A 24,352-nucleotide genomic window follows, 5' to 3' on the forward strand; every position below is an offset into this window, starting at 1 on the left:
GGTGAGGCGACCACCGCCCGCGGTGGTCGCCTCACCGCCGAGGAGGTAGATCCGGCCGTCGCATCCCGTGGTGGCCGCGACATGGGCGAGCGGCGCCGGAAGGTCGGCGGCGGTCTCCCAGGTGCGCAGCGGGCCGGCGATGTGGGGCAGCGGCGGGCAGGCGCCGGCCGCGCCCGCGGACGGCTGTGGGGACGTGCTGGCCGGGCTTGTGGGACTGGGCGTACCGGTCGTGGGCGTACCGGTCGGCAGGGCCTCGGCGCCCGGCGCGAGCAGCGCCGGTGTCGCCAGAGCCGCCGCCAGCGCGGTGCTCAGGACCAACGCGCGTGAGGCGCATCTGCGGGACGTTCGTGACCAACTCATGGGTTCCCCCTCCGCGGCCCCGGCTGGGACCGGACCACTGGGTGGACGGGCGTGGGCGACCACCACCGCGAGTGCTGGCGCGCGGCGGCGGTCGGTGCTCGAGGGTCTCGGTCGAGGTCTGGGTCGAGGCCATGCCGGTGGTAGCGATGGGCACGCACTGTCTTCCCGCTGCTTCACAGAGTAGTCATCGCTGTGGGTGACATCGCTGGGTCACCCGGTCGAGGTGTCCATGGCAGCGGTGCCGTCGGTCGCCCGGCTGCCGGCCCTCACCTGCTTCGCCGCACCTCGCCGGGCCGGGCCGTCGCCGGGCCGTCGCCGGGTCCAGACGCTCCGCGGCCGTCACCGGGTGTCGGTGACCTGACCAGGGCAGGGCCGGCGCACACCCGTAGTCTTGCTCCGCGGGACGCCGTCCGGCCGTCGCCGGACCGGCATGGCGGTGGCCCGCCCACGTACCGGCGCCGGGTGGCGCCGGTGCCCGCGTCGCGATCCGCGGGCCGGCCTCGGGACGGGTCGGCACGCGGCGGAGCAGCAGGGGATCGGGGCGAAGCCATGGTGAGCGACCGCAGTCTGAAGACCTTGAACGCCACGCACAGGCGCCTGATGAGACTGACCCGCGGCCGGCTCGGATGGCGGGCCGGCGGCATGCCCGTCCTGGAGCTCACCACGACCGGGCGGCGCAGCGGCCGGGCACACACCGTCATGCTCACCTCCCCGCTGCGGGATGGCGACGCCATCGTCCTGGTGGCGTCGCGGGCCGGCGACGACCGACATCCCGACTGGTACCTGAACATCTGCGCCACCGCGGACGTCGAGGTCCGGGTCAGGGGCGGGTCGTGGCGGCCGATGCGCGCGCGGGTGGCGACACCGCCGGAACGGGAGCGGCTGTGGCCCCGCGTGGTGGCGGACAGCCGCTGGTACGAGAGCTATCAGGCCAAGTCGAAGCGGGTGATCCCGCTCGTCCTGCTCGAGCCGCGCTGATGCGGCCCGGCGCCCGGGACGCGGGCTGGAGCCTGGCCGACGTGCCGGACCAGCGGGGACGGACCGCCGTCGTCACCGGTGCGAACAGCGGCATCGGCTTCGAGGCGGCGAAGGTGCTCGCCGAGCGCGGCGCGACCGTCATCCTGGCCTGCCGCGAGCCGGCCCGGGCCGAGCAGGCCGCGGCACGCATCCGAACCGCCGCGCCGCGGGCGGACGTCCACGTCGAGCCGCTCGACCTGATCTCGATGACCTCCGTGCGCGCGGCCGCCGAACGGATCCGGGCCGCCCACCCGCGGCTTGACCTGCTCGTCAACAACGCCGGGGTGATGCTGCCCCCACCCGGCCCGAGCGGCGACGGGCTCGGCGGCGACGGCATCGAGCCGACGTTCGGGGTCAACCACCTGGGGCACTTCGCGCTGACGGGCCTGCTGCTCGACCGCATCCTGGCGACTCCGCACTCGCGGATCGTCACGGTCAGCAGCCTCGCCCACCTGGTCGGCCGCCTCGACCTCGAGCAGCTGCGCCGCCTCCCGCCGCGCGCTGACCGACCGGGGGACATCCGACCGGTGGTCGTGCCCGACCAGCGCGCCGGGTCGCCGTCCGAGCCGCTCTCAGCGTCGCCGTCCGGGCCGCGTGCACCCGCGCGCGGGGAGCGTGACAGCGCCGCCCTGGACAGCGCCGTCAGGGACGGCGGGCGCCCGGCCCACCAGCGGCTGCGGCGCTCGCCGGGCATGCCTGGCATGGGTCGGCGGCTGCCCCGGCAGCGCCTGCCGTATCCGACATCCAAGCTGGCGAACCTGATGTTCACCTTCGAGTTACAGCGCCGGCTCGCGGCCACCGGAGCGTCGACGATCGCGGTGGCCGCGCACCCGGGAATCGCCCGGACCGGGCTCACCCGCAACCTCATGCCCCCGGCGCGGGTGTTCATGGGCCTGCGCCTGGCGCCGCTGATGTCGTGGCTGGTCCAGGACCCGGAGATCGGCGCGCTCGCCACCGTCCGAGCCGCCCTCGACCCTGCGGCGCGCGCCGGTGACTACTACGGGCCGGCGGGCCTCTTCCACAGCACGGGCCTGCCCGTCGCCGTGCGCTCCAGTGCCCGCTCGCGCGACACCCACCTGCAGCACCGGCTGTGGGTGGAGTCCGAGCGGCTCACCGGGGTCAGCTACGACTTCCACCGCAGTCTCGAACGGCCGTCGCCGTCGCGGGCCTGACGGGCCTCAAAGGCCGAGGCCGAGGCTGAGGTCGCCGAGGATCAGTATCGACCCGACGAACACCACGAGAGCGCCGACCGCGGCCCCGATCGCGCCGACGAGGTCGAACGTCCCGATCCGGTGGTGCCACCGGCGGTACGGCGGTTGATCAACCAAGGGTTCTTCGTGAAGTTGTTCGTCGGTGGTGACGGCGGCGTGGAGCGGGCGACACGGGCCGAGCTGTTCGCGGCGTTGCTGGCGGAGGTCGGCGGTGGAGGTGATTGCCGCGTTGCGGAGCGAGGCGTCCGGCAATGTGGTGGCCGAGGAAGTACTGGATACCTCGGGCGAGCGGTCTGTCGGCCCTGGGGCTCGGGCCGGCGTGCGGCCTTCGGAGGTGTTCGAACGTATGTGCGATGACGGCGTGGAAAGTCCGTGGTCACCAGGGATTCCCGAGGATGGGAATGGTGTACGCAATGATCTTGTGGTACCCCGGGTGGGATTCGAACCCACACTGTCGGTGGTTTGAGCACCGTCTCTCTGCCGTTGGAGTACCGGGGCCTGCCTGGTCCGCGCGGGGAGAACCGATGCGGAACCTCTCGTGGACGACTCTAGCCGGGTAGGGTGCGATTCGACCTCCCGGCCCGGTCAGATTACGGGCCGGCCGGTCGCAGCCCGCGTCAGCCACCCGAACGTGACGACCGCACAATCCAGGAGTTCAACTCGATGAGCCAGCCTTCCTCGACGCCGCGTCGGGTGTTGATCGCTGAGGACGAAGCGTTGATCCGGCTGGACCTCAGGGAGATGCTCCAGGAAGAGGGCTACGAGGTCGTCGGTGAGGCGGGGGACGGCGAGACCGCTGTGGCCCTCGCGGGGAAGCTGCGCCCCGACCTCGTGATCCTGGACGTCAAGATGCCGAAGATGGACGGCATCGACGCGGGCGCGCGGATCGCCAAGGAGCGCATCGCCCCGGTGGTCATCCTCACCGCGTTCAGTCAGCGCGAGCTCGTGGAGCGGGCGCGCGAGGCGGGGGCCATGGCGTACGTGGTCAAGCCGTTCCAGAAGAAGGACCTGCTCCCGACCATCGAGATGGCGATGAGCCGGTTCACCGAGATCGTCAGCCTCGAGGCCGAGGTCGAGGATCTGCAGGGGCGCCTGGAGGCTCGCAAGATCATTGAGCGGGCGAAGGGCGTACTGCAGACCGAGCACGGGATGACCGAGCCGGACGCGTTCCGCTGGATCCAGCGGACGTCGATGAACCAGCGCCGGACGATGCGCGCCGTCGCGGAGGCTGTGCTCTCCGGTGAGGCGCTGCCCAGCTCGTGAGCCCGCGCGACCCGGACCCGGACCCGGACCCGGGCCCGGACCCGGCCACCAGGCCGGAGCGGGCCACCGGTTCGGACGCGGCTACCGGGCCGGAGCCGGCAACGGGTCCCGCCCAGGTCACCGATCCGGATTCGGGCCCGGAGCCCGCGGCGGGCCGGAATCCAGCAGGCGGTTCAGCGCCCGCGGCGGGCTCGGAGCCGGCGCGGCCGGCTGCCGGGGTGACACTCGCCGGGTGGGTGCGTCCGGTGTCGCGGGCGGTGCCGTCCGCCGCGCGCCGGCTGGACCACTGGGCCCGCAGGTCGGCGCGTGACACCCGGGGGCGGGTCGTTCTCGCCGCGGTGCTGGTGCTGGTGCTCGCTGTCCCCACCGGGCTCGGCCTGGGGCTCGCCGCGGTGCTGGACGGTGCTGGTTCTGGAGCGTCGGCGACGAAGGTCGCCACGATCGGCGTGATGGCGCCCCTGTCGGGGGGCTCGGCCGACGCGGGCGTGAGTGTGCGCGACGCGGTCACCCTCGCGGTCGAGGAGGCCAACCGGCAGGGGGCCGTCCCGGGCTGGAAGCTCGAGGTGGCCGCCCACGACGACCTCGCCCGCCCCGACGGCGGCGCGGCCGGGGCGGATCTGTTCGCCGACGACAGCCGGGTGATCGGGGTCGTCGGCCCGCTCAGCTCCAGCGTGGCGATGGTGTCCCTGGACAGGCTGAGCAGCGTGGGCATCCCGGTGATCTCGCCGTCCAACGCGGAGCCGACGCTGACGGCGCCGGAGAGCGCGTCGAACACCCGCCCGTATCCCACGTACTTCCGGCTCAGCGGCACCGACGAACTGCTCGCCCAGGTGACGGCCGACTATGCCGTGAACACGCTGGGGCGCTCGCGGATCAGTGTCGTCGACGGCGGCCCGGACTACGGCACGATCACGCTCGCGGAGCGGTTCGCCCGGCACGCGCGGGCCGCGGGGGCGACCGTGCCGACGGTGCACCGGGTCGACGGCGCGTCGACCGCCGGCGAGCAGGTCCGCGAGACGGCGAAGGCCATCCAGGACGAGGCACCCGATCTGGTGTACCTGGCGACGGGTGCCGGCTTCGCCGGCGAGCTGCGTGGAGCGCTCGCGGACGAGGGGGTGGCCGTCCAGGTGATGGGCGCGGACGGCCTGCTCGACCGCGACTACGTGGAGCGCTCGGACTCCGCGGCGGACGGTGACGTCGTCGCGGACCTGTCGGTGCCGCTGTCACGCCTCCCGGCGGCCGGGGCGTTCGTGGCGGCCTACTCGGAGCGGTTCGGCGGGCCAACGGTGGGCGCGGACGGGCTCCTGCCCGACGGGACGTCCATTGAGCCGGAGCCGGAACCAGAGCCGGCGCCGACGGCTTCCGGCGCTCCGGGTCACGCCACGGCCACGTCCGCGTCCGTGGACCCGAGCCACACGTCCGGTTCCGCGTCCGCGGCCGACGAGGCGGGCGCGAGCAGATCCGGCGCGAGCGAGGCCGGTACGGCGAGCCCCTCGGAGCGTGAGCTGGAGGTGCGCCGCGCCCGGGACGCCGCCCTGGCGGATCTGCGGGAGGCGGCGATCCCGCCGGTGGCGGCCTACGCCTACGACGCCGCGCGGGCGCTGATCCGGGCGGCGGCGGCGGTCCTGCCCGGCCGGACGGAGGTGGACATGGCGACCCGCCAGGCGCTGGTCCGCGCGGTCGGTGCCGGGGACTTCGCCGGAGTCACCGGCCAGGTCGCCTTCGACACGAAGGGCGACGTCATCGATCCGCGCGTGGTGCTGTACTCGGTGCTCGGTGGAAACTTCGTCCCGTTGCAGGTCGACTCGCCCTGATTGCTTCCCGCGACGTCTGGGTGCCAAAGCACGTCTAGTACCACGTGAAGTCACGACACTCTTACTTTCAGCTTTCATCGCTCGGGTGGAGCCGCTAGGTTTCCGCTGCGCGGAGCGCGCCCGCGCGCCGGTGGAAAGCAGCGGAAGGACGTGGCATGACGGGCAGCCCACGCACCCCTCGACCCAGGACCAGACGGGCCGGGGTCCTGCGGCCGGTCGCCGGGGTGGTCGCGGGCCTGGCGATGGTCGGCGCGGCGTTGACCGCCTGCGGCGGTGGTGACTCGAACGAGGCCGGTACCAAGGAGTTCCTCATCGGCTTCCAGGGGCCGCTGTCCGGGGAGAACCAGCAGCTCGGCATCAACGCCTACAACGGCGTGCTGACCGCCGTCGACCTGGCCAACCGCACCGGCGGCCTGCCGTTCACCCTGCGGATCGTCGCCTCCGACGACCAGGGCGTGCCCGAGCAGGGGCCGACCGCCGCCCAGAAGCTCATCGACAACCCGGACGTCGTCGCGGTCGTCGGCCCGGTGTTCTCCGCGCCGACGAAGGCCAGCGAGCCGCTGTACAGCCAGACAGGCCTGCTGTCGGTCAGCCCGTCGGCGACCGCCCCGGCGCTCACCGACCTCGGGTTCACCAGCTTCTACCGGGTGATCGCGCCGGACACCGTGCAGGGCGCCGGCGCCGCCGAGTACCTCGCCAAGGTCGTGAAGGCCAAGCGCGTCTACTCGCTGGACGACCGCAGCGAGTACGGCACCGGCCTCTCCGGCGCCGTCGAGCGCGGCCTGAAGCAGGCGGGCGTCGCCTACACCCACGACGGGATCAACCCGACGAAGGACTACACCTCCCAGGCGACGAAGATCATGGCGGACGGCGCCGACGCCGTCTACTACTCCGGGTACTACTCCGACTTCGCGCTCCTCACGAAGGCGCTGCGCAGCAAGGGGTACGACGGGGCGATCCTCAGCGGCGACGGCTCGAACGACGACCAGTACATCCGCCAGGCCGGCGCGGCGAACGCCGAGGGCACGCTCATCACCTGCCCCTGCTCGGACGCCAACACCGACCCGGCCGCCACCGGCTTCGTCAGCGAGTACAAGAAGGTCAACAGCGGCCTGAAGCCGGGCACGTACTCCGGCGAGGCCTACGACGCCACCAACGCCATCATCTCGGTGCTGCGCAAGCTCGGGACCGGCGCCAGCCGCGAGTCGGTGCTCGCCGACTTCGGCTCGGTCGACTTCCCCGGGGTGACCAAGCGGATCCGCTTCGAGCGCAACGGTGACGTCCAGGGCTCGACCGTCTACGTGTACCAGGTTAAGGACGGCCAGCGCGTGGTGCTCGGGCCGGTCAGCTCGCTCGTCAAGCCGTGACCGGCCGGCGAGCACCTTCCCGGCGGGTGGGGCATGGGCTCGGCTGAGCAGATCAGCCAGCTCACGATCGACGGTCTCATGGTGGGCGCGCTCTACGCGGTGATCGCCCTGGGGTACACGCTCGTCTACGGGGTTCTGCAGCTGATCAACTTCGCGCACAGCGAGGTGTTCATGCTCGGCGCGTTCGGCGGGCTCTTCGCCAGCCGGGCGCTGGTCCCGGCGGGCGCCACCCCGTCCGGTCTCACGTCGGCCGGGCTGGTGCTGTTCGGGCTGGTGGCAGGCGCGCTGGCCGGCGCCGCGGCCGCGTACGCGCTGGAACGCTGCGCCTACCGGCCGCTGCGCCGTCGCGGCGCGCCCCGGCTCGCCTACCTGATCAGCGCGATCGGGGCCTCGCTGTTCGCCTTCAACCTGGCCGGCAAGGAGTTCGGCCGGCAGAGCATCCCGGTGCCCGACCTGTTCACCAACGGGACCGTGGTGACGGTGCTCGGCGCGGAGATCTCCACGCAGTCGCTGGTCATCGCCTGCACGGCGCTGGCGATGCTGCTCGCCGTGGACCACCTCGTGGCCGGAACCCGGCTGGGGCAGTCCGTGCGCGCGGTGGCCCAGGACGCCGAGTGCGCCGGCCTGATGGGCGTGGACGTCCAGAAGGTCATCGTCGTGACGTTCGTGCTCGGCGGGCTGCTGGCTGGCGCGGGCGGGTTCCTCTACGCGATGACCTTCAACGCCTCGTACGCGATGGGGTTCGTCCCGGGGATCAAGGCCTTCACCGCGGCGGTGCTCGGCGGGATCGGCAACGTGCGCGGCGCGGTCCTCGGCGGGCTGCTGCTCGGCCTGGTCGAGAGCTTCGGCGGCTACCTGTTCGACGCCTCCTACAAGAACGTCATCGCCTTCACGGTGCTGGTGCTGGTGCTGCTGGTGCGCCCGTCCGGTCTGCTCGGGACCAGGCTGGGGCGGCCGGCGTGAAGCTCCGCCGGCCCGCGCCGCGGCGGTCGCCCGCGGTCCGGTCGCATTCCGTCCGGGCACGGAAGGCCCAGTCGCGGCGGGCCCAGCTGCGAGAACTGCGGTCGCGGATGGCCCGGCCGGGGGCGGCCCGGCCGGGGGGTGTGCCCTGGCCGGTCGTGGCCAGGTCGCCGGCGGCCCGGCGGCTGGGTGCCTGCCTGTTCCTGGCCGTGATCGCCGCGGTGGTGACGGGCCCGTCCGGGGACGCCGACCGCCCACTGGCGGGGATCGAAGGCTCGTTCACGCCCGCGCGGGCGGCCGGGTTCGCTGCCGGGGGACTCGCGCTGTGGGCGCTGTCGATCGGTGCCGACCGGCTGACGACCCGGCTCCGGTCCGCCGGCCACGGCGCCGCGCTGGGCGGCGGTCGCCTGGCCGCGCTGGGCGGCGGGGCGTGGGTGGCGCCGGCCGGTGCCGCGTGGGCGTCGTTCCGCCGGGGCCGTTGGGCGGCATTCCGCCGGGGCCGGTGGTCGGCGCCGGCGGGCAACCTGGCGCTGCTCGCCGTCGCCGTGGCGGTCCCGCCGCTGCTGTCCACGGCGGCCCAGCAGGCGCTGGTGAGCGAGATCGGGATCTACGCCCTGCTCGCCCTCGGCCTGAACGTCGTCGTCGGCTACGCCGGACTGCTCGATCTCGGCTACATCGCCTTCTTCGCGATCGGCGCCTACACCACGGCCTACGTGACGTCCGCGGACGCGATGCCCTGGCACGCGCCCTGGCAGGTCAACCCGTTCTTCGCGCTACCCGTCGCACTGGTCGTGGCGGCCGTCGCGGGTGTCGTCCTGGGCGGCCCCACGCTGCGCCTGCGCGGGGACTACCTGGCCATCGTCACCCTCGGGTTCGGCGAGATCGTCCAGTTGCTCGCGAACAACGCCGACGGCGTCACCGGCGGCCCGCGCGGCGTGTTCGGCCTGCCGCCGCTGTCGGTCGACCTGCCGGGTGTGCACTACTCCTGGGGCCTGAGGCCGTTGCCCTACTACTACCTCCTCGTCGTCCTGATCGTGCTCGTCATGGTGGTCTTCGGCCGGTGGGAGCGCTCCCGGACCGGCCGGGCCTGGACGGCGATCCGCCAGGACGAGGTGGCCGCCGAGGCCACGGGCGTGGCGACGATGCGGATGAAGCTGCTGGCCTTCGCCGTCGGCGCGTCCGTGTCGGGCTTCGCCGGCGTGGTCCTGGCGACCAAGCAGTTCTTCAACCCGCAGACGTTCGGCCTGCAGTCCTCCCTCCTCGTGCTGACCATCGTGATCTTCGGTGGTATGGGCTCGCGGCTCGGCGTGGTGCTCGGGGCGCTGGTCCTGCAGGGGACGGCCTTCCTCCTGCGTGACACGGTCCCGCCCGCGGACCGCTACATCTACTTCGGCGCAGTGGTGATCCTGATGATGATCTTCCGTCCGCAGGGCCTGCTGCCGCCGCGGGGCCCGCGGGCACCCGCCAGCCCCGGCCCGGCCGCCGCCCCGGAGCGCCCGGCGGTTCCCACCGAGCGCGCCGGAGCCCCGGGACCAGCCGGGCCCGCAGCGTCGACCGAGGCGGCGCGGTGACCGGCCGGCCCATCCCCGGCCCGCGGCCGTCGACGACCCTCGGGCCGGTCCTGGACGTCCGCGACGTCACCCTGCGCTTCGGCGGGCTGACCAGCCTGGACGGCGTCTCGCTGCGCCAGGACCGGGGAAGCGTGCTGGCCGTCATCGGCCCGAACGGGGCCGGGAAGACGTCCCTGTTCAACTGCCTGACCGGTGCCTACCGGCCGCAGCGGGGCAGCGCGCGCTTCTGGCCCGCGGATGACGGCGTCGAGCTGGTCGGGCGGTCCCCGCACCGGGTCGCGCGGCTCGGCGTGGCCCGGACGTTCCAGAACATCCGCCTGTTTCCCGAGATGTCGGCGGTGGAGAACGTGCAGGTCGGCGTCGAGGTGCGGGCCCGGACGGGGGCGCTGCGCGGGCTGCTGCCGACCAGGGCCGTGCGGCGGGAGGAACGGGAGACCCTCGACCGCTGCCATGAGCTGCTCGACTTCGTCGGGCTGGGCCACCGTGCCGAGCGGCCGGCGGCCGCCCTGGCCTACGGGGAGCAGCGACGGCTGGAGATCGCCCGCGCGCTCGGCACGTCCCCCTCGCTGCTTCTGCTCGACGAGCCGGCCGCCGGTGCCACCGCCGCGGAGCGCACGGACCTCGTCACGCTCATCCACGCCATCGCGGGGCGGGGGATCTCGGTGCTCCTCATCGAGCACGACATCCGGTTGGTGGCCGCCGTCGCCCGCGCGATCGTCGTGCTCAACTTCGGCCGGGTGATCGCCGCGGGACGTCCCGACGAGGTTCGGGCCGACCCCGCCGTCGTCGAGGCCTACCTCGGCGAACCGGACGAGAGGCGGGACGGGCCGTGACACCGGAGGGGAACCCCCTCGACGGATCGCCACTCGAGAACATCGCGCCGCTGGAGAACATCTCGCCGCTGGAGAACATCTCGCCGGTCGACAGCACGCCGCCGACCGGGAGCATGCCGCCGACCGGGAGTGCCTCACAGGTCGGGAGTGCACCGCAGGCCGGGAGCGTCTCGGCGTTCAGGAGCACGATTCCGGCCGGGACGTTGGTCGACCTGACCGTTCCCGAGCGACCGCTGTTGGACGTGCGCGACGCCGAGGTGGCCTACGGAGCCGTAACCGCGCTGCGGGGGATCTCGCTGCGGGTGGACCCGGGCGAGGTGGTGGCCCTGCTCGGCGCGAACGGAGCCGGGAAGACCACCACCCTGCGGATGATCTCCGGACTCCTCCCGCCCGCTCGCGGCTCGGTCTGGTTCGACGGCGCCCGCCTGGCTGGCACCGGCAGCGGCACCGGGCTCGGCGGCACTGGCACCGGCGGCGGTACCAGTGGGAACTGCGGCGCCGGTGCCTGGTCCGACGGCACGCGGGACTCGCCGGGGCTGCCGGTGCACCGGGTAGCCGCGCTCGGCATCAGCCATGTGCCCGAGGGACGGCGGATCTTCCCGGCGATGACGGTGGCCGAGAACCTCGCGATGGGCGCCTACACCGACCGCCGCCGGGCCTGGAGCCGTGCCGGCCGCGACGCCCGCCGAGAAGCCCGCCGGGACGTCCGCCGTGGCCTCGACCGCGTGCACGCGCTGTTCCCACGCCTCGCCGAGCGGGACCGCCAGCCCGCGGGCACGCTCTCCGGCGGGGAGCAGCAGATGCTGGCGATCGGGCGGGCGCTGATGGCCCGGCCCCGGCTGGTCCTGCTGGACGAGCCCTCTCTCGGGCTGGCCCCGAAACTGGTCGCGACGATCTTCGAAGTGATCGAGGAGATCAACGCGGACGGGGTGACCGTCCTGCTGGTGGAGCAGAACGCGGCGGCGGCGCTGCGGATCGCGCACCGGGGCTACGTCCTGGACACCGGCCAGGTGGCACTCGCGGGCAGTGCTGACGAGCTGGCCCGCGACCCCCGGGTGCGCGACGCCTACCTGGGCAGCCCGAGCGATTCCGACGCCGTGGCACCCTAGATCCCGACGCCGTGGCACCGAAGTGGCACCGGTGCCGGGGATGTAGCTCGCGGGGCCTGTGGCCGGCGCTTTGGCGAATGCCCGGGGTGGACTTTGGTGCCGTCCGAACCTTCCCCGTGCCCGGCGTTTTCTACTCGTCCGCCCCGGGCGTCCACCTGCAGTCGACGGTAGCAGGGCGGCTGCGCGCGCCGTTCACCGCGTACCGGTCACGGCTTGCGGTCCGCGTCGCCCGATCCCGGCGCCGGGATCTTCCCGCCGGCCGGTGGGCGGTCGCGCAGCATGCAGGTCAGCCGGCAGGTGCACACCGCCCGGCCGGCCTCGTCAGTGACCCGGATGTCGTAGGTGGCCAGCGTCGACCCCCCGTGCACCTGAGTCGCGACCGCCGTCACGACGCCGTCGGTGACCGCGCGGTGGTGGGTGGCGTTGATCTCGATCCCGACGGCGACCCGGTCGGCCCCGGCCGAGAGCATCGAGGCGACCGAGCCGACGGTCTCCGCGAGCGCCACCGAGGCACCGCCGTGCAGCAGGCCGTAGGGCTGGCGGTTGCCGGCGACCGGCATCGTGGCGACCACGCGCTGCGCGCTCGCCTCCGTCAGCACGATCCCCAGGCGTTCGCCGAGCTCGCCGCGGTGCTCGTTGAGCTCATTGAGCATGTTGATCTGATCGTCCGTACTCGTCGCCGTTCTGGACACGTCGAGCACATTAGTTCAATTCCTCATTGGTCATCGGGCGCGGTCGGCGCGTCCGGCACAGGCACGGGGCTGGGGCTGGCCAGGGCGGTGCAGGGCCTGCGCACGCCGCCGGCTCGACCGCGCGGCCGCCGCGGGCCACGGCCGATCATGGAGTTCCGCGGAACCTCGGAACTCCCACAGACCGCGACCACCACGAACAGCTCGGCGTAGGGCTCGCGGCGCGTCCCGGTTGTATCTCCTCCTGGCCCTCCGCCGGACATGCGCGGACCTGTCGTACCCACGGCCTAGACTCGCCGCGTGCCTGCGACTACCTCGTCCCCGTCCAGCAGCTCGTCGGCGGCCAGCCGTGCGTCGGCGTCCGCGGACCGTCCCCGGCTGCTGCTGCTCGACGGGCACTCGCTGGCCTACCGCGCCTTCTTCGCGCTCCCGGTGGAGAACTTCTCGACCAGCACCGGCCAGCCGACGAACGCCGTCTACGGCTTCACCTCGATGCTGATCAACGTCCTGCGCGACGAGAAGCCCACGCATGTCGCCGTCGCGTGGGATCTGCCGACCCCGACGTTCCGGCACACGCAGTACGCCGAGTACAAGGCCGGTCGCTCGGAGACGCCGGCGGACTTCGTCGGCCAGGTCGCGCTGATCCACCAGGTCTGCGACGCGCTGGCGGTGCCCGGGGTGAGCGCCGCCGGGTACGAGGCCGACGACGTGATCGCCACCCTCGCCACCCAGGCGTCCGCGGAGGGGATGGACGTCCTGGTCGTGACCGGCGACCGCGACGCGCTGCAGCTGGTGAACGAGCGGGTGACGGTGCTGATGACCCGCAAGGGCATCAGCGACATGACGCGTTTCACCCCCGACGAGGTGCAGGCCAAGTACGGCCTGTCCCCGGTGCAGTACCCCGACTTCGCCGCGCTGCGCGGCGACCCGTCCGACAACCTGCCCTCGGTGCCCGGGGTGGGGGAGAAGACGGCCACCAAGTGGATCCAGCAGTTCGGCTCGCTGGCCGAGCTGGTCGACCGGGCCGACGAGATCGGTGGCAAGACCGGCGCGTCGCTGCGGGAGCACCTGTCCAACGTCATCCGTAACCGTTCGCTGACCGAGCTGGCCCGTGAGGTGCCGCTGGAACTGACGCCGGCAGACCTGCGCCTGCACCCCTGGGATCGCGAGGCCGTCCACCAGCTCTTCGACACGCTGCAGTTCCGGGTGCTGCGGGAGCGGCTGTACGCGGCGCTGTCGGTGGCGCCGCCGGCCGCCGACGAGGGCTTCGAGATCGAGCTGAGCATGCTCGGGCCGGACGAACTCGCCTCGTGGCTCGCCGAGCACGCCTCCGGCGCCGGCCGCACGGGCCTGCACCTGCGCGGCACCTGGGGCCGGGGTACCGGGGTGATCGTCTCGGTGGCCCTCGCCGCCGCCGACGGCGCCGCCGCCTGGATCGACCCGACCCAGCTCACCGCTGGCGACTCCGCGGCGCTCGGCAACTGGCTGGCCGACCCGGACAGGGCGAAGGCCGGCCACGACCTCAAGGGCCCGATGCTGGCGCTGGCCGAGGCCGGTTTCACCCTGGCCGGTGTCACCAGCGACACCGCGCTCGCGGCCTACCTGGCGCTGCCCGGCCAGCGCTCCTTCGACCTCGCCGACCTGGCCCTGCGCTACCTGCACCGCGAACTGAAGTCGGACGCCCCGAGCAACGGCCAGCTCACCCTCGACGGTTCCGGCGAGGCCGACGAGGCGGAGGCCGACGCGATCCGCGCCCGGGCCGCGCTCGAGCTGGCCGACGCCCTCGACGGCGACCTGGAGCGCAGGTCCGCGGCCCGCCTGCTGCGGGAGATGGAACTCCCGCTGGTGACCGTCCTGGCGACGATGGAGCGCGCGGGCATCGCGGCCGACGAGGATCACCTCCTCGAGCTGCAGAAGCACTACGGCGGTGAGGTGTCCGACGTCGCCGCACAGGCGCACGGCATCGTCGGGCGCACCTTCAACCTCGGCTCGCCCAAGCAGCTCCAGCAGATCCTGTTCGACGAGCTCGCGCTCCCGAAGACCAAGCGCATCAAGACCGGCTACACGACCGACGCCGACGCGCTGGCGTGGCTGGCCACCCAGTCCGACCACCCGCTGATCCCCGTGCTGCTGCACCACCGCGACGTCGCCCGGCTCAAGACCGTCGTCGACTCACTCATCCCGATGATCGACGACGCCGGCCGGATCCACACCACGTTCAACCAGATGATCGCGGCGACCGGCCGGCTGTCGTCCACCGACCCGAACCTGCAGAACATCCCGATCCGCACCCCGCAGGGCCGGCAGATCCGGCAGGCGTTCGTGGTCGGCCAGGGGTACGAGACACTGCTGACGGCCGACTACTCGCAGATCGAGATGCGGCTGATGGCGCACCTGTCCGGTGATGCCGGCCTCATCGAGGCGTTCGCATCGGGCGAGGACCTCCATTCCTTCGTGGCCGCGCAGGCGTTCGGGCTGCCGGTCTCCGAGGTCGATCCCGAGCTGCGCCGGCGTATCAAGGCGATGTCCTACGGGCTGGCCTACGGCCTGTCCGCCTTCGGGCTCGCCGGCCAACTCGGAATCGCCCCCGATGAGGCACGCGAGCAGATGGACGCCTATTTCGCCCGTTTCGGTGGCGTCCGGGACTTTCTGCGCGGGGTCGTCGACCAGGCCCGCCGTGATGGTTACACCGAGACCATCATGGGCCGCCGCCGTTACCTGCCCGATCTGACCAGCGACAACACCCAGCGCCGGCAGATGGCCGAGCGGATGGCGCTGAACGCCCCCATCCAGGGATCGGCGGCCGACATCATCAAGATCGCGATGTTGGGCGTGGGTCGGGCGCTGCGCTCGCGTGACCTGAGCTCCAGGCTGCTGCTTCAGGTGCACGACGAACTCGTCCTGGAGATCGCCCCCGGCGAGCGGGCTGAGGTCGAGGCGCTGGTCCGAGCCGAGATGGGTAGCGCGTACGAGATGTCCGTGCCGCTCGAGGTGAGCGTCGGCGCCGGCCGGACCTGGGACGAAGCCGGTCACTGACACCAGCGACCGGAGCCTGGCTTCCCTGGTTTCCGCCTCTTTTCCGCCTTTCCGGCGATGGAGTCGACAATCCCAGCCGTGGTCATCGTCGTCGGCGTTGAATCATCCGGAATTCACGCCGCCTGTCCGAAATGTGGTTGGTAAAGCGTCGTCGCGGACGTTAGATTCATTCGGTTTTTGGTTATGTTCTGACTACGTCAGGTCTCTGTCGTCCGCGCGGGTGGTCCGGCGCGCCCGGGCCCCGTCGGCCACTGGCCGCCACAACGGTGCCGGTCAGCGCCCAGCGCCGGGGACCTGCCGCGGCCAGGGAGAGGGGGACGGGTCGTGACCAGCGGTCCCGTAGTCGTCGACCGCCGCCGCCTGCTAGTGGTCCTCACCGTCGGGATGGTGGGGTTCTTCCTGTTGGTCCTGACCGTCCCCGGATCCCCGGGGCGGCTGCGTGCCGGGACGTGGATCGCACTGGCCATCGCGCTGGTCAACCTGGCCCTCATCCAGCGGCTCGTCGCCGCCCACGAGCGGTGGCCGTGGCTGGCCGCGCTCGCCGCCGCCTCGATGGCGGCCGGGATGGGAGCCGCGGCCGCGGACGCCATACCCGGGGAGGAAAGCCAGCTGTTCCTGCTGTGGTTCCCCTGGATCGCCAGCTACTGCGGTGTGCTCAGGCTCGGCTGGAGCCTGGCCATGGCGGCCTGGGTGGCCCTGACGCTGCTGCTGGCGGCGTCGGTCAACTCCGCCCTCGCCGGCTCGCCGGCGCTGCTGATCACCGCGGCCGTCAGCTCGGCCGGCGGCTGCCTGGTGATGTACGGGCTGTTCCAGTGGCGCGGGGAGCAGGCCTACTCCGATCCGCTGACGTCCCTGGTGGCACGCAGCGGGCTGACCCGTGCCGCGGACCCGGCGATCGCGCGGGCGGTCAAGAAGGACCGCGAGGCGGTCCTGCTCCTGCTCGACATCAACCGGTTCCGGGAGGTCAACGACGCGCTGGGGCACGAGGCCGGTGACGAGCTGCTGCGCCAGCTGGCCCGCGCTCTTCCCACGGTGACGCCGCGGCCGTCCTTCGTCGGCCGGCTCGGCAGCGACGAGTTCGCGCTCGTCATCCCCGGCCCGCCCGGCGCGGACCGCCGTGACGACGACGAGCTGGGCGGTGGTGATGCCAGCCGCGGAGATCCGGACCGCGGCGGGTCCGCACACGGCGGCCCGCACCGGGGCGGGTCCGTGCCGACGTCGGCGAGTCGGGAGAGCGACCTGCGTGAGCTCGGTCAGTCGGTGCTGCGCCAGATCGAGGGGCCGTTCACCGTGCACGGCGTCGAGGTCGAGGTCGAGGCGAGCGCCGGGCTGGCGGTCGCCCCGCGCGACGGGGAGACGATCGGGTCGTTGCTGCCCTGTGCGGACGCGGCGCTGTCCCGGGCCAAGCGCGAGGGCGAGCGGGTCGGGCTGTGGGACGCGGGCATCGCGGGCGTGCGCTCCTGGGAGATCGCGCTGTACGCGGAGCTGCGCGCGGCCATCGCCAGGGACGAGCTCATCGTCTTCTACCAGCCGCTCCAGGCGGCGGCGACCGGGCGGATCGTCGGCGTCGAGGCTCTCGTGCGCTGGAGCCATCCGACCCGCGGGCTGCTGCCGCCCGGCGCGTTCCTGCCGATGGCGGAGCGCTCGGCGCTCATCGTCGACGTCACGAGGTGGGTGCTGGACGAGGCACTGCGGCAGTGCGCCGCGTGGGCCGCCCGTGGGCTGCACGTGCCCGTCTCGGTGAATCTCTCCGCCCGCATGCTCGTCCTGGACGACCTGCCCAGCCTGGTGACCGGGAGCCTGGCCCGCCACCAGCTCCCCCCGGACGTACTGACCCTCGAGATCACCGAGAGCGCCCTGGTGACCCAGCCCGGCCGGGCCGCCGCCATGCTCCGGGAGCTGCGCAGCAAGGGCGTCAAGCTCGCCCTGGACGACTTCGGCACCGGTTACAGCTCGATGGAGATCCTCAAGGCGCTGCCGTTCGACGAGGTCAAGATCGACCGCGGGTTCGTCGCGGACGTCCGCGGCAGCCTGCTGGACGCGGCGATCGTGCGTTCGGTGCTGGACCTCGGCCACCGGCTCGGCCTGCGGGTCGTCGGCGAGGGCGTCGAGGACGACCGGACGCTGCGGATGATGACCGAGCTCGGCTGCGACATCCTGCAGGGCGACGCGGTCTCGCGCCCGCGCCCGCCGTCGCATCTCGAGGACCTGCTGGTGGAGCGGGCCGCACCCGCCGACCGCCCCGGCGCCGCCGGTGCGGCGGCCCCTGCCGCCCTGCCGGCTGGTGGTGCTGTGCCGGCCGGCAGCGGCGTGCCGGTGGGCGGTGCCGGGTCTGCGGCCGACGCGGTGGAGGCGGTGGACGCGGCGCGTTCCGAGCCGATCGTCGGCCCGGATGCCCCCTTCACGGTGTCGCAGACGCGGCGGTTCGGTGTCCTGGCCCCGCCGGTGGCGGACGAGGCGGCGCGGGTCGCCGCGACCCGGCGCTACGAGATCGCGTTCCGGCCGCGGACCTACCCCCTGGACGACATGGCGGCCCTCGCGGCCGCGATGACCGGCTGCAACGTGGGGTCGGTGCTCCTGGTCGGCGCCGACTCGGAGACCTACCTGGGCCGCCACGGCCACGAACTGAAGGACGTGCCGGCCCGGGTCGGCGTGGCCTCGCACGCCGTCGCGGCGGGCGAGCTGCTGGAGATCCCGGACGCGATGCTCGACACCCGGTTCGCGCACGGGACCAGGGCGTTCCCCGGCCGGAAGGCCCGTTTCATCGCAGCCGTCCCGGTGCGGACCTCCGACGGCTACGCCATCGGTGCGGTCACGATCAACGACCGGATCCAGCGGCGGCTCACCCCGGGCCAGCGCGAGGCGCTGGAGAGCCTCGCCCAGCACGCCGCGGTCATGATGGACGTCCGCCGGGAGGCCGTGCTGCTCGCCGTGGTCACCGACACCGCCCGGGCGCTGGACCAGCTCTGTTACCCGGATGATCTCCCTGCGGCCGCGTCCCTGGTCAGTGACGCCGCGCGGCACATGCTGGGCGGCGACGTCGTCACCGTCCTGATGTCCGACACGCCCGGCTCGACGGTCTACAACTCCGTCGGGGCTTCCCTCGCGCCCGGGGCCACCTCCCTCATCAAGCCGGGGCAGCGGTTCAGCTCGAACGACGAGACGGTCATCGGCGAGGTCCTGCGGACACAGAGCCCACTGTTCGTCCCGGACGCGCCGACCTTTCCCGGCTTCAACCTGGACATCGTCCGCGCCAGTGGTGTGGCCTCCGCGTTCCTCGTCCCGATCCCGGGGGAGGGCGGTGCGCTCGGCGTCATGTGCGCCCGCTGGCCGGCCCCGGTGGCCGCGATCGACCCGTCGCTGTACCGCGCGATGGCGCTGCTGGCCGGGCAGGCGGGGCACGGCCTCGGCCGGCTGCGGGCCGCCTCGGTTCGGGAGCACCACCCGGACGGCACGGCCGGGCTGACCGGCCGGGCGGCCTTCCTCTCCACCCTGCAGGGGCTGTCGCCGGGCGCCGCGGTGTGCCTGTTCGACGTCCAGGCGGGCCGGGACAGGTTGACCAGTCGGTTCGCCGAGCTCCTGCGGGCCGTCTGCGACGAGTCCGCGTATCTCGCCCGCTGGTCGGACAGCCGGTTCGCGGTGGCCGTCCCGACCGGCGGGCGGGAACGGGCCGAGGCGATGGCCGACGAGGTCCGCCGCTCCTGGGCCCGGGAGTCGGCGGTGCCGATCGCCGTCGGCATCTCGGTGACCAGGAGCCACGAGCCGTCGAGCGCCGCGCTCATCGACGCGGAGAACCACCTGCTGGAGACGATGGCGGTGGTGGTCCGGGCCGAGCGGGCAGCCGCGGCGCGCGTGACAGCAACGTCAGCAGGGGTCTGACCCCTTCGGGCACCGGCTCGTGGAACGTCCGCTCCACCCGGCCGCCCTGGAACTCCACCTCGATCACGTAGACGAAGCGATCCGCCCCCGCCGGGCCGCCGCCGGTGCCGCCTGGCCCGGCGGTACCGTCCGGCCCGGCGGTGAGCGAGGCCGCCAGCGACCGCAGCGTGGCCGCCTGGTCGGCGGGGAGCTGGGCGGTGTCGAGCCCGCGCCGGACCGGCCGGCCGATGATCCCGCCAGAGCGTTCCAGGATCACCCGGATGCGCCCGGCCAGGTCGGCGGGCCCGCCGCCGTCCGGGCGGGACCCGGTGTTCCGGTCGTCGGTCACCCTCCGATTCTCCCCGCCCGGCCGGGGCGTCAGACCGGAACGCCGACCGAGGCCCAGGCGTCCCGCACGGCCTGGGTCTCCTCGGGCCCGAACAGCACCTGGGCCTGGCGCGAGGTGGCGGCGGCGAACGACCGGAACGTCGCGTTCGGCCGGAGCTGGGGCGCGCGCAGCGCCTCGTACCAGATCCGGCCCGCGCGCTCCCAGGCGTGGCCGCCGAGGGCCACCGCGAGCGTGTGGAAAGCCTTGTTCGGGATGCCCGAGTTGATGTGCACCCCGCCGTTGTCGGTCGTCGTGCGGACGTAGCCGTCCATGTGCGCGGGCTGAATGTCGTCGCCGAGCACCGGGTCGTCGTAGGCCGTGCCAGGCTCCTTCATCGACCGCAGCGCCACGCCCTGCACGGCGTCGGTGAGCAGGCCCTCGCCGATCAGCCAGTCGGCCTCCTCGGCGGTCTGGCCGCGCAGGTGCTGCTTCACCAGCGAGCCGAAGACGTCGCTCAGCGACTCGTTCAGCGCGCCCGACTGGTTCAGGTACATCAGCTGCGCCTCGTCCTCGGTGACGCCGTGCGCGAGCTCGTGGCCGATGATGTCCAGCGAGACCGTGAACCGGTTGAACAGCTCGCCGTCACCGTCGCCGAAGACCATCTGCCGGCCGTTCCAGAAGGCATTTTCGTAATGATCGCCGTAGTGCACGGTCGCGAGCAGGCCCATCCCGTCGTCGTCGACGGAGTCCCGGCCGTAGGCGTCGAGGAAGAACGCGAACGTGGCGCCGAGGCCGTCGTACGCCTCGTTCACGGCGACGTCGGCCACCGGGGCGTCGCCCTCGGCGCGCACGGTCGTGCCCGGCAGGTCCTCGGACTCCTTCGCGTCGCCGATCGTGCGGCGCGGGCCGCTGGTCGGGGCCAGCCGCGGCGGGGTCGCCGGGCGCTGCACGGAGCGCATCAGGGCGTTGTGCACCCGCACGCTGCGGTGCGAGGAGTCCTGGGCCATGGTGGACAGCGCGCGGGCGCGCTGCTCGTCGTTCCCGTTCCGGGCAATGCGCTCGAGGATGTGCGGCGGCACGGCACAGGGCGCGCAGCGTCGGTGACCGGTCATCGGCGACTCCTCCAGGTGTGGGCCGTCCCGGGCGGATCTGACCGGGGGCCACCGACCTTGGCCGCTACGTGAGCAGATGTCCAGACCGGCCTGCGCCGTCCTGTGCCGCGGCCGTCGCCGCGGTGACGGCCGGAGCCGCCGGGACGAGCTCGCCGCACCGCGGCTGCGGCTCGACGACCTCGAACACGTCACCGGTCGCGGAGACGCGGACGAAGTCGGCGCAGCGGTCCAGCCGGCCCTGCCCGGCCGAGAAGTTGATCTTCTGGGTGAGCAGGCCGCCGGCGTCGTAGTCGGTCACTCCGCGCAGCCCGCGGATGTAGGAGTCGCGGGTCGGGCAGTGCCCCTGGGTCCGCAGTCCGCGCAGGAACAGGTCGGCACTGATCCACCCGTTGACGGCGCTCTGTTGGCTCGGCGGCTGGATCTCGGGGGCGTGCCGGGTCATCGCGGACAGGTAGTCGCGGTGGGCGGGCAGGCCCCGCTCCAGCGCGGTGAAGGGCAGCGGCGTGTAGGTGCCGGCCAGGGCCTGCCGCAGGCCGGAGACCAGCACGCGCATGTCGTAGCCGGCGGGGGAGACCGCCGTCCCGAACGGGTGGCCCCGCTCGGCGGCGGTGATCAGGGCGCCGATGTAGATGTCGAGCGAGGTGGCCGCGACCAGGGTGTCCGCTCCGGTCCGGACGATCCGCCCGACGACGTCGGGCATGGTGATGCCGTCGATCGGCTCCTCGAACACGACCGGGATGCCCGCCGCCGCCAGGCTGCGTCGCGCGCTCTCGGCGTAGAGCAGGGAAGCCCGGGTCGCCGAGGTGATGATCAGCGCCGCCCGGGTTCCGCCGCGGGACTGGACGAACTGCCCCAGGGTGGTCGTCGCCTCGGTGTCGTCGGCGACGTATGTGTACGTGAACATGTTCGGGTGGTCCGCCCACAGCGGCTGGTCGGCCACACCCACCACTGGAATGTGCTGCTGGTCGAGCCAGGGCGCGGACTGTTCCGAGTACGCCGTGTGCTCGAGGATCGCGAACGCGCCCGCGGTCACGAGATCCTTCGCCGCGCGCAGGTTGACGCCCGGGCTGGACTCGTCATCACGCCAGATCGTCGTGATCCGGCGGCCGCCGACCCCGCCGGCGGCATTCTGCTCCGCCATGCGGGCCTCGACACCGGAGCGGTATCCGGTGTACTGGGCCGACATCGCGCCGCTGTCCGGGTAGAGGACGCCGACCGTGATCTCGTCGTCAGTGACACCCGGCGCGCAGGTCCAGGTCGCCGTTCCGCTCTGGGTGGATCCTCCTGCGCCACAGGCGCTCACCAGCGCCGCCGTCACGAGCGCCGTGCCGATCAACTTCGAACGAAACACCAGGACGATCCACCTCTCCGATCCGGCACGCGACAGGCCGCGGGGTTCTCGGGCAGTCACGACGTCTTACGCCCGGGATGGTCGTCCGGCCTGTAAAAACCGTGTTAGATCACAGCGAGGAAATTCGCGCCCGGACGCCGCTCAGGTGGTGCTCGTGGGAAATCCGTCCGGCGCCGGAGAAAATGAGAAAATCGGCGCGGATATACGCTGTCGCCGAACCGTCCCTCGTGCCTGTCCGGCCTTTTCTAGTGGACGTCCTCGACGCTCACCGGCGGGCTGCTGACCGGCGGGCTGGTGGCCGGGGCCGGACGTCGCCCGGCGCGCACCCGGCGGGTCACCATGACCACCGCGGCGTGGGCGCAGGCCAGCGCGATGCCGCCGATGATGAGCAGGCTCGCGTGGTTGTCGAGCCAGCGGACCAGGTCGCTGGTCCACGGCCCGAGGGCGCTGCCCGCCGACAGGTAGAGCGCCGAGGAGGTCATCGAACCGGGGACGAGGAACCGCAGGAACCGGCGCATCGACACCGACCCGGTGCCCAACGCCGCGTCGACGGCCACGTTCGTGTTGATCAGGCAGAACCACAGCAGGCCCCGCTGCGCGCCGTGCCGCGACAGGACGGTGACCAGCCGGCTGGTGCCGACCCGGCGCAGCAGGAGCGACCGGACGTTGTAGCGGGCCAGGCCGAAGTACCCGAGGTCGAGCAGGGTCCGGAGCACCGTGGCGATCAGCAGTGCGGGCAGGAACGCGACGTTGCCGCCGACCAGTATGAGGACGGAGACCGTCGGCCGCAGCGCGATGAGTAGCAGGGGAGCGGAGCTCGCGAGCGTGGGCAGCAGCACCAGGCCCACCGTGCCGGCGGCGAGCAGGCTGCCGGTGAGCAGCGCCGGCCAGCCCCGGGCAATCGCCGCCCGCGTCCACTCTGCCCGGCCGGGCCTGGCGCGGTCAGGCCTGGCGCGGTCAGGCCCGGCGCGGTCAGGCCCGGCACGGCCGGGCTCGCTGCGGGTGGGCGCCACCCGTCCAGTGTGCCAACCCGCGCGGCCGGCCCGGCGCCGCGCGGACCCGTCGCGGGCACGGGGGGCTCCTGGCAGACTCGGCTGGTGCTGATTGTGGGCCTCACGGGCGGAATCGGGTCGGGCAAGAGCGCCGTGTCTGAACTCCTGGTGGAACACGGCGCCCATCTGGTGGACGCCGACCGGATCGCCCGCGAGGTAGTCGCCCCCGGAACGCCCGGCCTCGCCGCCGTCGCCGAGGCGTTCGGGCCGTCCGTGCTGCTGGCGGACGGCGCCCTCGACCGGGAGGCGCTGGGGCGTGTGGTGTTCGCCGACGAGGCGAGCCGGCGGCGGCTCGAGTCGATCACCCATCCGCTGATCCGGGCGGAGATGGCGGCCCGGATCGCGTCCGCGTCGCCGGACGCCGTCGTGATCCACGACATCCCGCTGCTGGTCGAGGGCGGACCGCGCCCCGGCTACGACGCGATCGTGGTCGTCGAGACACCACGCGAGCTGCGTCTGGAGCGGCTCGCCCGGCGAGGTCTCGCCCGCGACCAGGCCGAGGCCCGGATGGCTGCCCAGGCCACCGACGAGCAGCGGCGGGCGGTCGCCGACATCCTGGTCGACAACAGCGGGTCGCTCGACGACCTGCGGAAACGCGTGGGCGAGGTGTGGGGGGAGCTGCTGCACCGGCGTGACGCCGGGCTGGCCGAGCCCTCCGTCGGCCCCGGCTCCTGAGCGCCGTGGCCTGGGAGTGGGACGCGGCCGCCTACGGCCGGCTGCGGCTGCCGCACGAGCTGTGGGGGCAGCGCACGCTCGCCCGGCTCGCGCTGACCGGCAGTGAGACCGTGCTGGACGCCGGCTGCGGCACCGGGCGGGACACCGCGGCGCTGCTCGAGGCGCTCCCGCGCGGCCGGGTCATCGCCGTCGACGCATCGGCGAGCATGCTCGACCAGCTCCGCGCACGGCTGCCTGACACCGAACGGCTCACCATTCTCGCGGCGGACCTGCTCGACCCGCTGCCGATCGCCGAGCCGGTCGACGCCGTGCTGAGCGTGGCCGTCCTGCACTGGATAGCCGATCACCAGCGGGTGTTCGACAACCTCGCGGCGATCCTGCGGCCGGGGGGCAGGCTCTCGGTCGACTGCGGCGGCCACGGCAACATCGCCTCCGTCCAGGCGGCCCTGGCGGCGGTGCTCGGAGAGGTTCCGCAGGTGTGGAACTTCGCGGCGCCGGCCGAGACGGAGCGGCGCCTCGCCGCGGCCGGCTTCGTCGACATCGAGGCCCGGCTGCGCGCCGAGACCGCCCAGTTCGACGGTCCGGCTGCGTTGCACGACTACCTGGAGACGGTCGTGCTCGGCGCGCACCTGGTCAGGCTGGGCGCCGACGAGCGCGCGGCCTTCGTCCGGGCGGTCGCCGAGCGGCTGCCCCGGCCCGCCATCGACTACGTCCGCCTCGAGGTACACGCCCGCCGCGCGGCCTGA

20 protein-coding genes, 1 tRNA gene and 1 pseudogene are annotated in these 24,352 nt (G+C 73.2%); 14 read left to right on the forward strand and 8 right to left on the reverse strand.

Going from position 1 to position 24,352, the window contains the following annotated elements:
• A pseudogene (locus FMEAI12_RS37235) lies at positions 1 to 360 on the reverse strand (galactose oxidase); the annotation flags it as partial.
• Positions 361 to 589: 229 nt separating this feature from the next.
• Here FMEAI12_RS37235 and FMEAI12_RS39290 point away from each other — a divergent pair.
• The 3 genes from FMEAI12_RS39290 (at position 590) to FMEAI12_RS20220 (ending at position 2,549) form a co-directional block, all read left to right on the forward strand.
• Positions 590 to 721 carry a hypothetical protein gene (locus FMEAI12_RS39290; RefSeq protein WP_255565716.1) on the forward strand — a complete coding sequence of 44 codons (132 nt, stop codon included), beginning with the start codon at positions 590 to 592 and terminating at the stop codon, positions 719 to 721.
• Positions 722 to 960: 239 nt separating this feature from the next.
• Positions 961 to 1,338: a nitroreductase/quinone reductase family protein gene (locus FMEAI12_RS20215; RefSeq protein WP_083391226.1), complete on the forward strand. Its 378-nt coding sequence runs from the start codon at positions 961 to 963 to the stop codon at positions 1,336 to 1,338.
• Entirely contained in the window at positions 1,338 to 2,549 is a 1,212-nt protein-coding gene (locus tag FMEAI12_RS20220; protein ID WP_112107371.1) for an SDR family NAD(P)-dependent oxidoreductase, read from the forward strand. Before FMEAI12_RS20215 ends, FMEAI12_RS20220 begins: the two co-directional genes overlap by 1 nt.
• 6 nt (positions 2,550 to 2,555) lie before the next feature.
• On the opposite strand, the gene FMEAI12_RS36680 is transcribed toward FMEAI12_RS20220, so the two are convergent.
• The gene (locus tag FMEAI12_RS36680; RefSeq protein WP_157904326.1) at positions 2,556 to 2,705 is read right to left on the reverse strand and encodes a hypothetical protein; all 150 of its coding nucleotides are present in this window, start codon (positions 2,703 to 2,705) and stop codon (positions 2,556 to 2,558) included.
• Between the two features lie 305 nt (positions 2,706 to 3,010).
• Positions 3,011 to 3,086: transfer RNA gene (locus tag FMEAI12_RS20230), tRNA-Leu, on the reverse strand.
• 165 nt (positions 3,087 to 3,251) lie between these two features.
• Between FMEAI12_RS20230 and FMEAI12_RS20235 the strand changes: the two genes are divergently transcribed.
• The 7 genes from FMEAI12_RS20235 (at position 3,252) to FMEAI12_RS20265 (ending at position 11,505) form a co-directional block, all read left to right on the forward strand.
• Complete coding sequence (locus tag FMEAI12_RS20235) at positions 3,252 to 3,851, forward strand: ANTAR domain-containing response regulator (RefSeq protein ID WP_020459639.1); 600 nt, start codon at positions 3,252 to 3,254, stop codon at positions 3,849 to 3,851.
• The gene (locus FMEAI12_RS20240; RefSeq protein WP_235014233.1) at positions 3,848 to 5,665 is read left to right on the forward strand and encodes a branched-chain amino acid ABC transporter substrate-binding protein; all 1,818 of its coding nucleotides are present in this window, start codon (positions 3,848 to 3,850) and stop codon (positions 5,663 to 5,665) included. Before FMEAI12_RS20235 ends, FMEAI12_RS20240 begins: the two co-directional genes overlap by 4 nt.
• Before the next feature lie 224 nt (positions 5,666 to 5,889).
• Positions 5,890 to 7,032, forward strand: coding sequence for a branched-chain amino acid ABC transporter substrate-binding protein (locus tag FMEAI12_RS20245; protein WP_041253943.1), 1,143 nt, complete (start codon positions 5,890 to 5,892; stop codon positions 7,030 to 7,032).
• A 33-nt stretch (positions 7,033 to 7,065) separates the two neighbouring features.
• Positions 7,066 to 7,995 carry a branched-chain amino acid ABC transporter permease gene (locus tag FMEAI12_RS20250; RefSeq protein ID WP_112107375.1) on the forward strand — a complete coding sequence of 310 codons (930 nt, stop codon included), beginning with the start codon at positions 7,066 to 7,068 and terminating at the stop codon, positions 7,993 to 7,995.
• A gap of 107 nt (positions 7,996 to 8,102) precedes the next feature.
• Positions 8,103 to 9,563, forward strand: a complete 1,461-nt coding sequence (locus tag FMEAI12_RS20255) for a branched-chain amino acid ABC transporter permease (protein ID WP_112107458.1) — start codon at positions 8,103 to 8,105, stop codon at positions 9,561 to 9,563.
• A complete protein-coding gene (locus FMEAI12_RS20260) occupies positions 9,560 to 10,396 on the forward strand; it encodes an ABC transporter ATP-binding protein (protein WP_112107377.1) in 837 nt (278 codons plus the stop codon). The genes FMEAI12_RS20255 and FMEAI12_RS20260 overlap by 4 nt, the downstream gene beginning before the upstream one ends.
• Positions 10,393 to 11,505 carry an ABC transporter ATP-binding protein gene (locus FMEAI12_RS20265; RefSeq protein WP_112107379.1) on the forward strand — a complete coding sequence of 371 codons (1,113 nt, stop codon included), beginning with the start codon at positions 10,393 to 10,395 and terminating at the stop codon, positions 11,503 to 11,505. Before FMEAI12_RS20260 ends, FMEAI12_RS20265 begins: the two co-directional genes overlap by 4 nt.
• Before the next feature lie 206 nt (positions 11,506 to 11,711).
• Here the strand turns inward: FMEAI12_RS20265 and FMEAI12_RS20270 are convergent, their stop codons facing one another.
• Positions 11,712 to 12,206, reverse strand: a complete 495-nt coding sequence (locus FMEAI12_RS20270) for a PaaI family thioesterase (RefSeq protein ID WP_112107381.1) — start codon at positions 12,204 to 12,206, stop codon at positions 11,712 to 11,714.
• Positions 12,207 to 12,494: 288 nt separating this feature from the next.
• Between FMEAI12_RS20270 and polA the strand changes: the two genes are divergently transcribed.
• Positions 12,495 to 15,230, forward strand: a complete 2,736-nt coding sequence (polA, locus tag FMEAI12_RS20275; RefSeq protein ID WP_112107384.1) for a DNA polymerase I — start codon at positions 12,495 to 12,497, stop codon at positions 15,228 to 15,230.
• A gap of 324 nt (positions 15,231 to 15,554) precedes the next feature.
• Positions 15,555 to 19,109, forward strand: coding sequence for an EAL domain-containing protein (locus FMEAI12_RS20280; RefSeq protein WP_112107386.1), 3,555 nt, complete (start codon positions 15,555 to 15,557; stop codon positions 19,107 to 19,109).
• Here FMEAI12_RS20280 and FMEAI12_RS20285 read toward each other — a convergent pair.
• The 4 genes from FMEAI12_RS20285 to FMEAI12_RS20300 all read right to left on the reverse strand — a co-directional run bounded on the left by FMEAI12_RS20285 (position 19,009) and on the right by FMEAI12_RS20300 (position 22,892).
• Positions 19,009 to 19,437, reverse strand: a complete 429-nt coding sequence (locus tag FMEAI12_RS20285) for a protealysin inhibitor emfourin (protein WP_235014235.1) — start codon at positions 19,435 to 19,437, stop codon at positions 19,009 to 19,011. The genes FMEAI12_RS20280 and FMEAI12_RS20285 overlap by 101 nt on opposite strands.
• A 29-nt stretch (positions 19,438 to 19,466) precedes the next feature.
• On the reverse strand, positions 19,467 to 20,528 hold the full coding sequence (locus FMEAI12_RS20290; RefSeq protein WP_112107388.1) for a M4 family metallopeptidase: 1,062 nt from the start codon (positions 20,526 to 20,528) through the stop codon (positions 19,467 to 19,469).
• Positions 20,529 to 20,592: 64 nt separating this feature from the next.
• Positions 20,593 to 21,879 (reverse strand): ABC transporter substrate-binding protein, encoded by a 1,287-nt coding sequence (locus tag FMEAI12_RS20295; RefSeq protein ID WP_112107462.1) that lies wholly within the window; start codon positions 21,877 to 21,879, stop codon positions 20,593 to 20,595.
• Positions 21,880 to 22,124: 245 nt separating this feature from the next.
• Positions 22,125 to 22,892, reverse strand: a complete 768-nt coding sequence (locus tag FMEAI12_RS20300) for a hypothetical protein (protein ID WP_112107390.1) — start codon at positions 22,890 to 22,892, stop codon at positions 22,125 to 22,127.
• A 93-nt stretch (positions 22,893 to 22,985) separates the two neighbouring features.
• On the opposite strand from FMEAI12_RS20300, the gene coaE reads away from it, so the two are divergent.
• Entirely contained in the window at positions 22,986 to 23,606 is a 621-nt protein-coding gene (gene coaE, locus FMEAI12_RS20305; protein ID WP_112107392.1) for a dephospho-CoA kinase, read from the forward strand.
• Positions 23,607 to 23,611: 5 nt separating this feature from the next.
• Positions 23,612 to 24,352 carry a trans-aconitate 2-methyltransferase gene (locus FMEAI12_RS20310; RefSeq protein WP_112107395.1) on the forward strand — a complete coding sequence of 247 codons (741 nt, stop codon included), beginning with the start codon at positions 23,612 to 23,614 and terminating at the stop codon, positions 24,350 to 24,352.

Source organism: Parafrankia sp. Ea1.12, from assembly GCF_900465275.1.
In the GTDB taxonomy this organism is placed as follows: domain Bacteria; phylum Actinomycetota; class Actinomycetes; order Frankiales; family Frankiaceae; genus Parafrankia; species Parafrankia soli.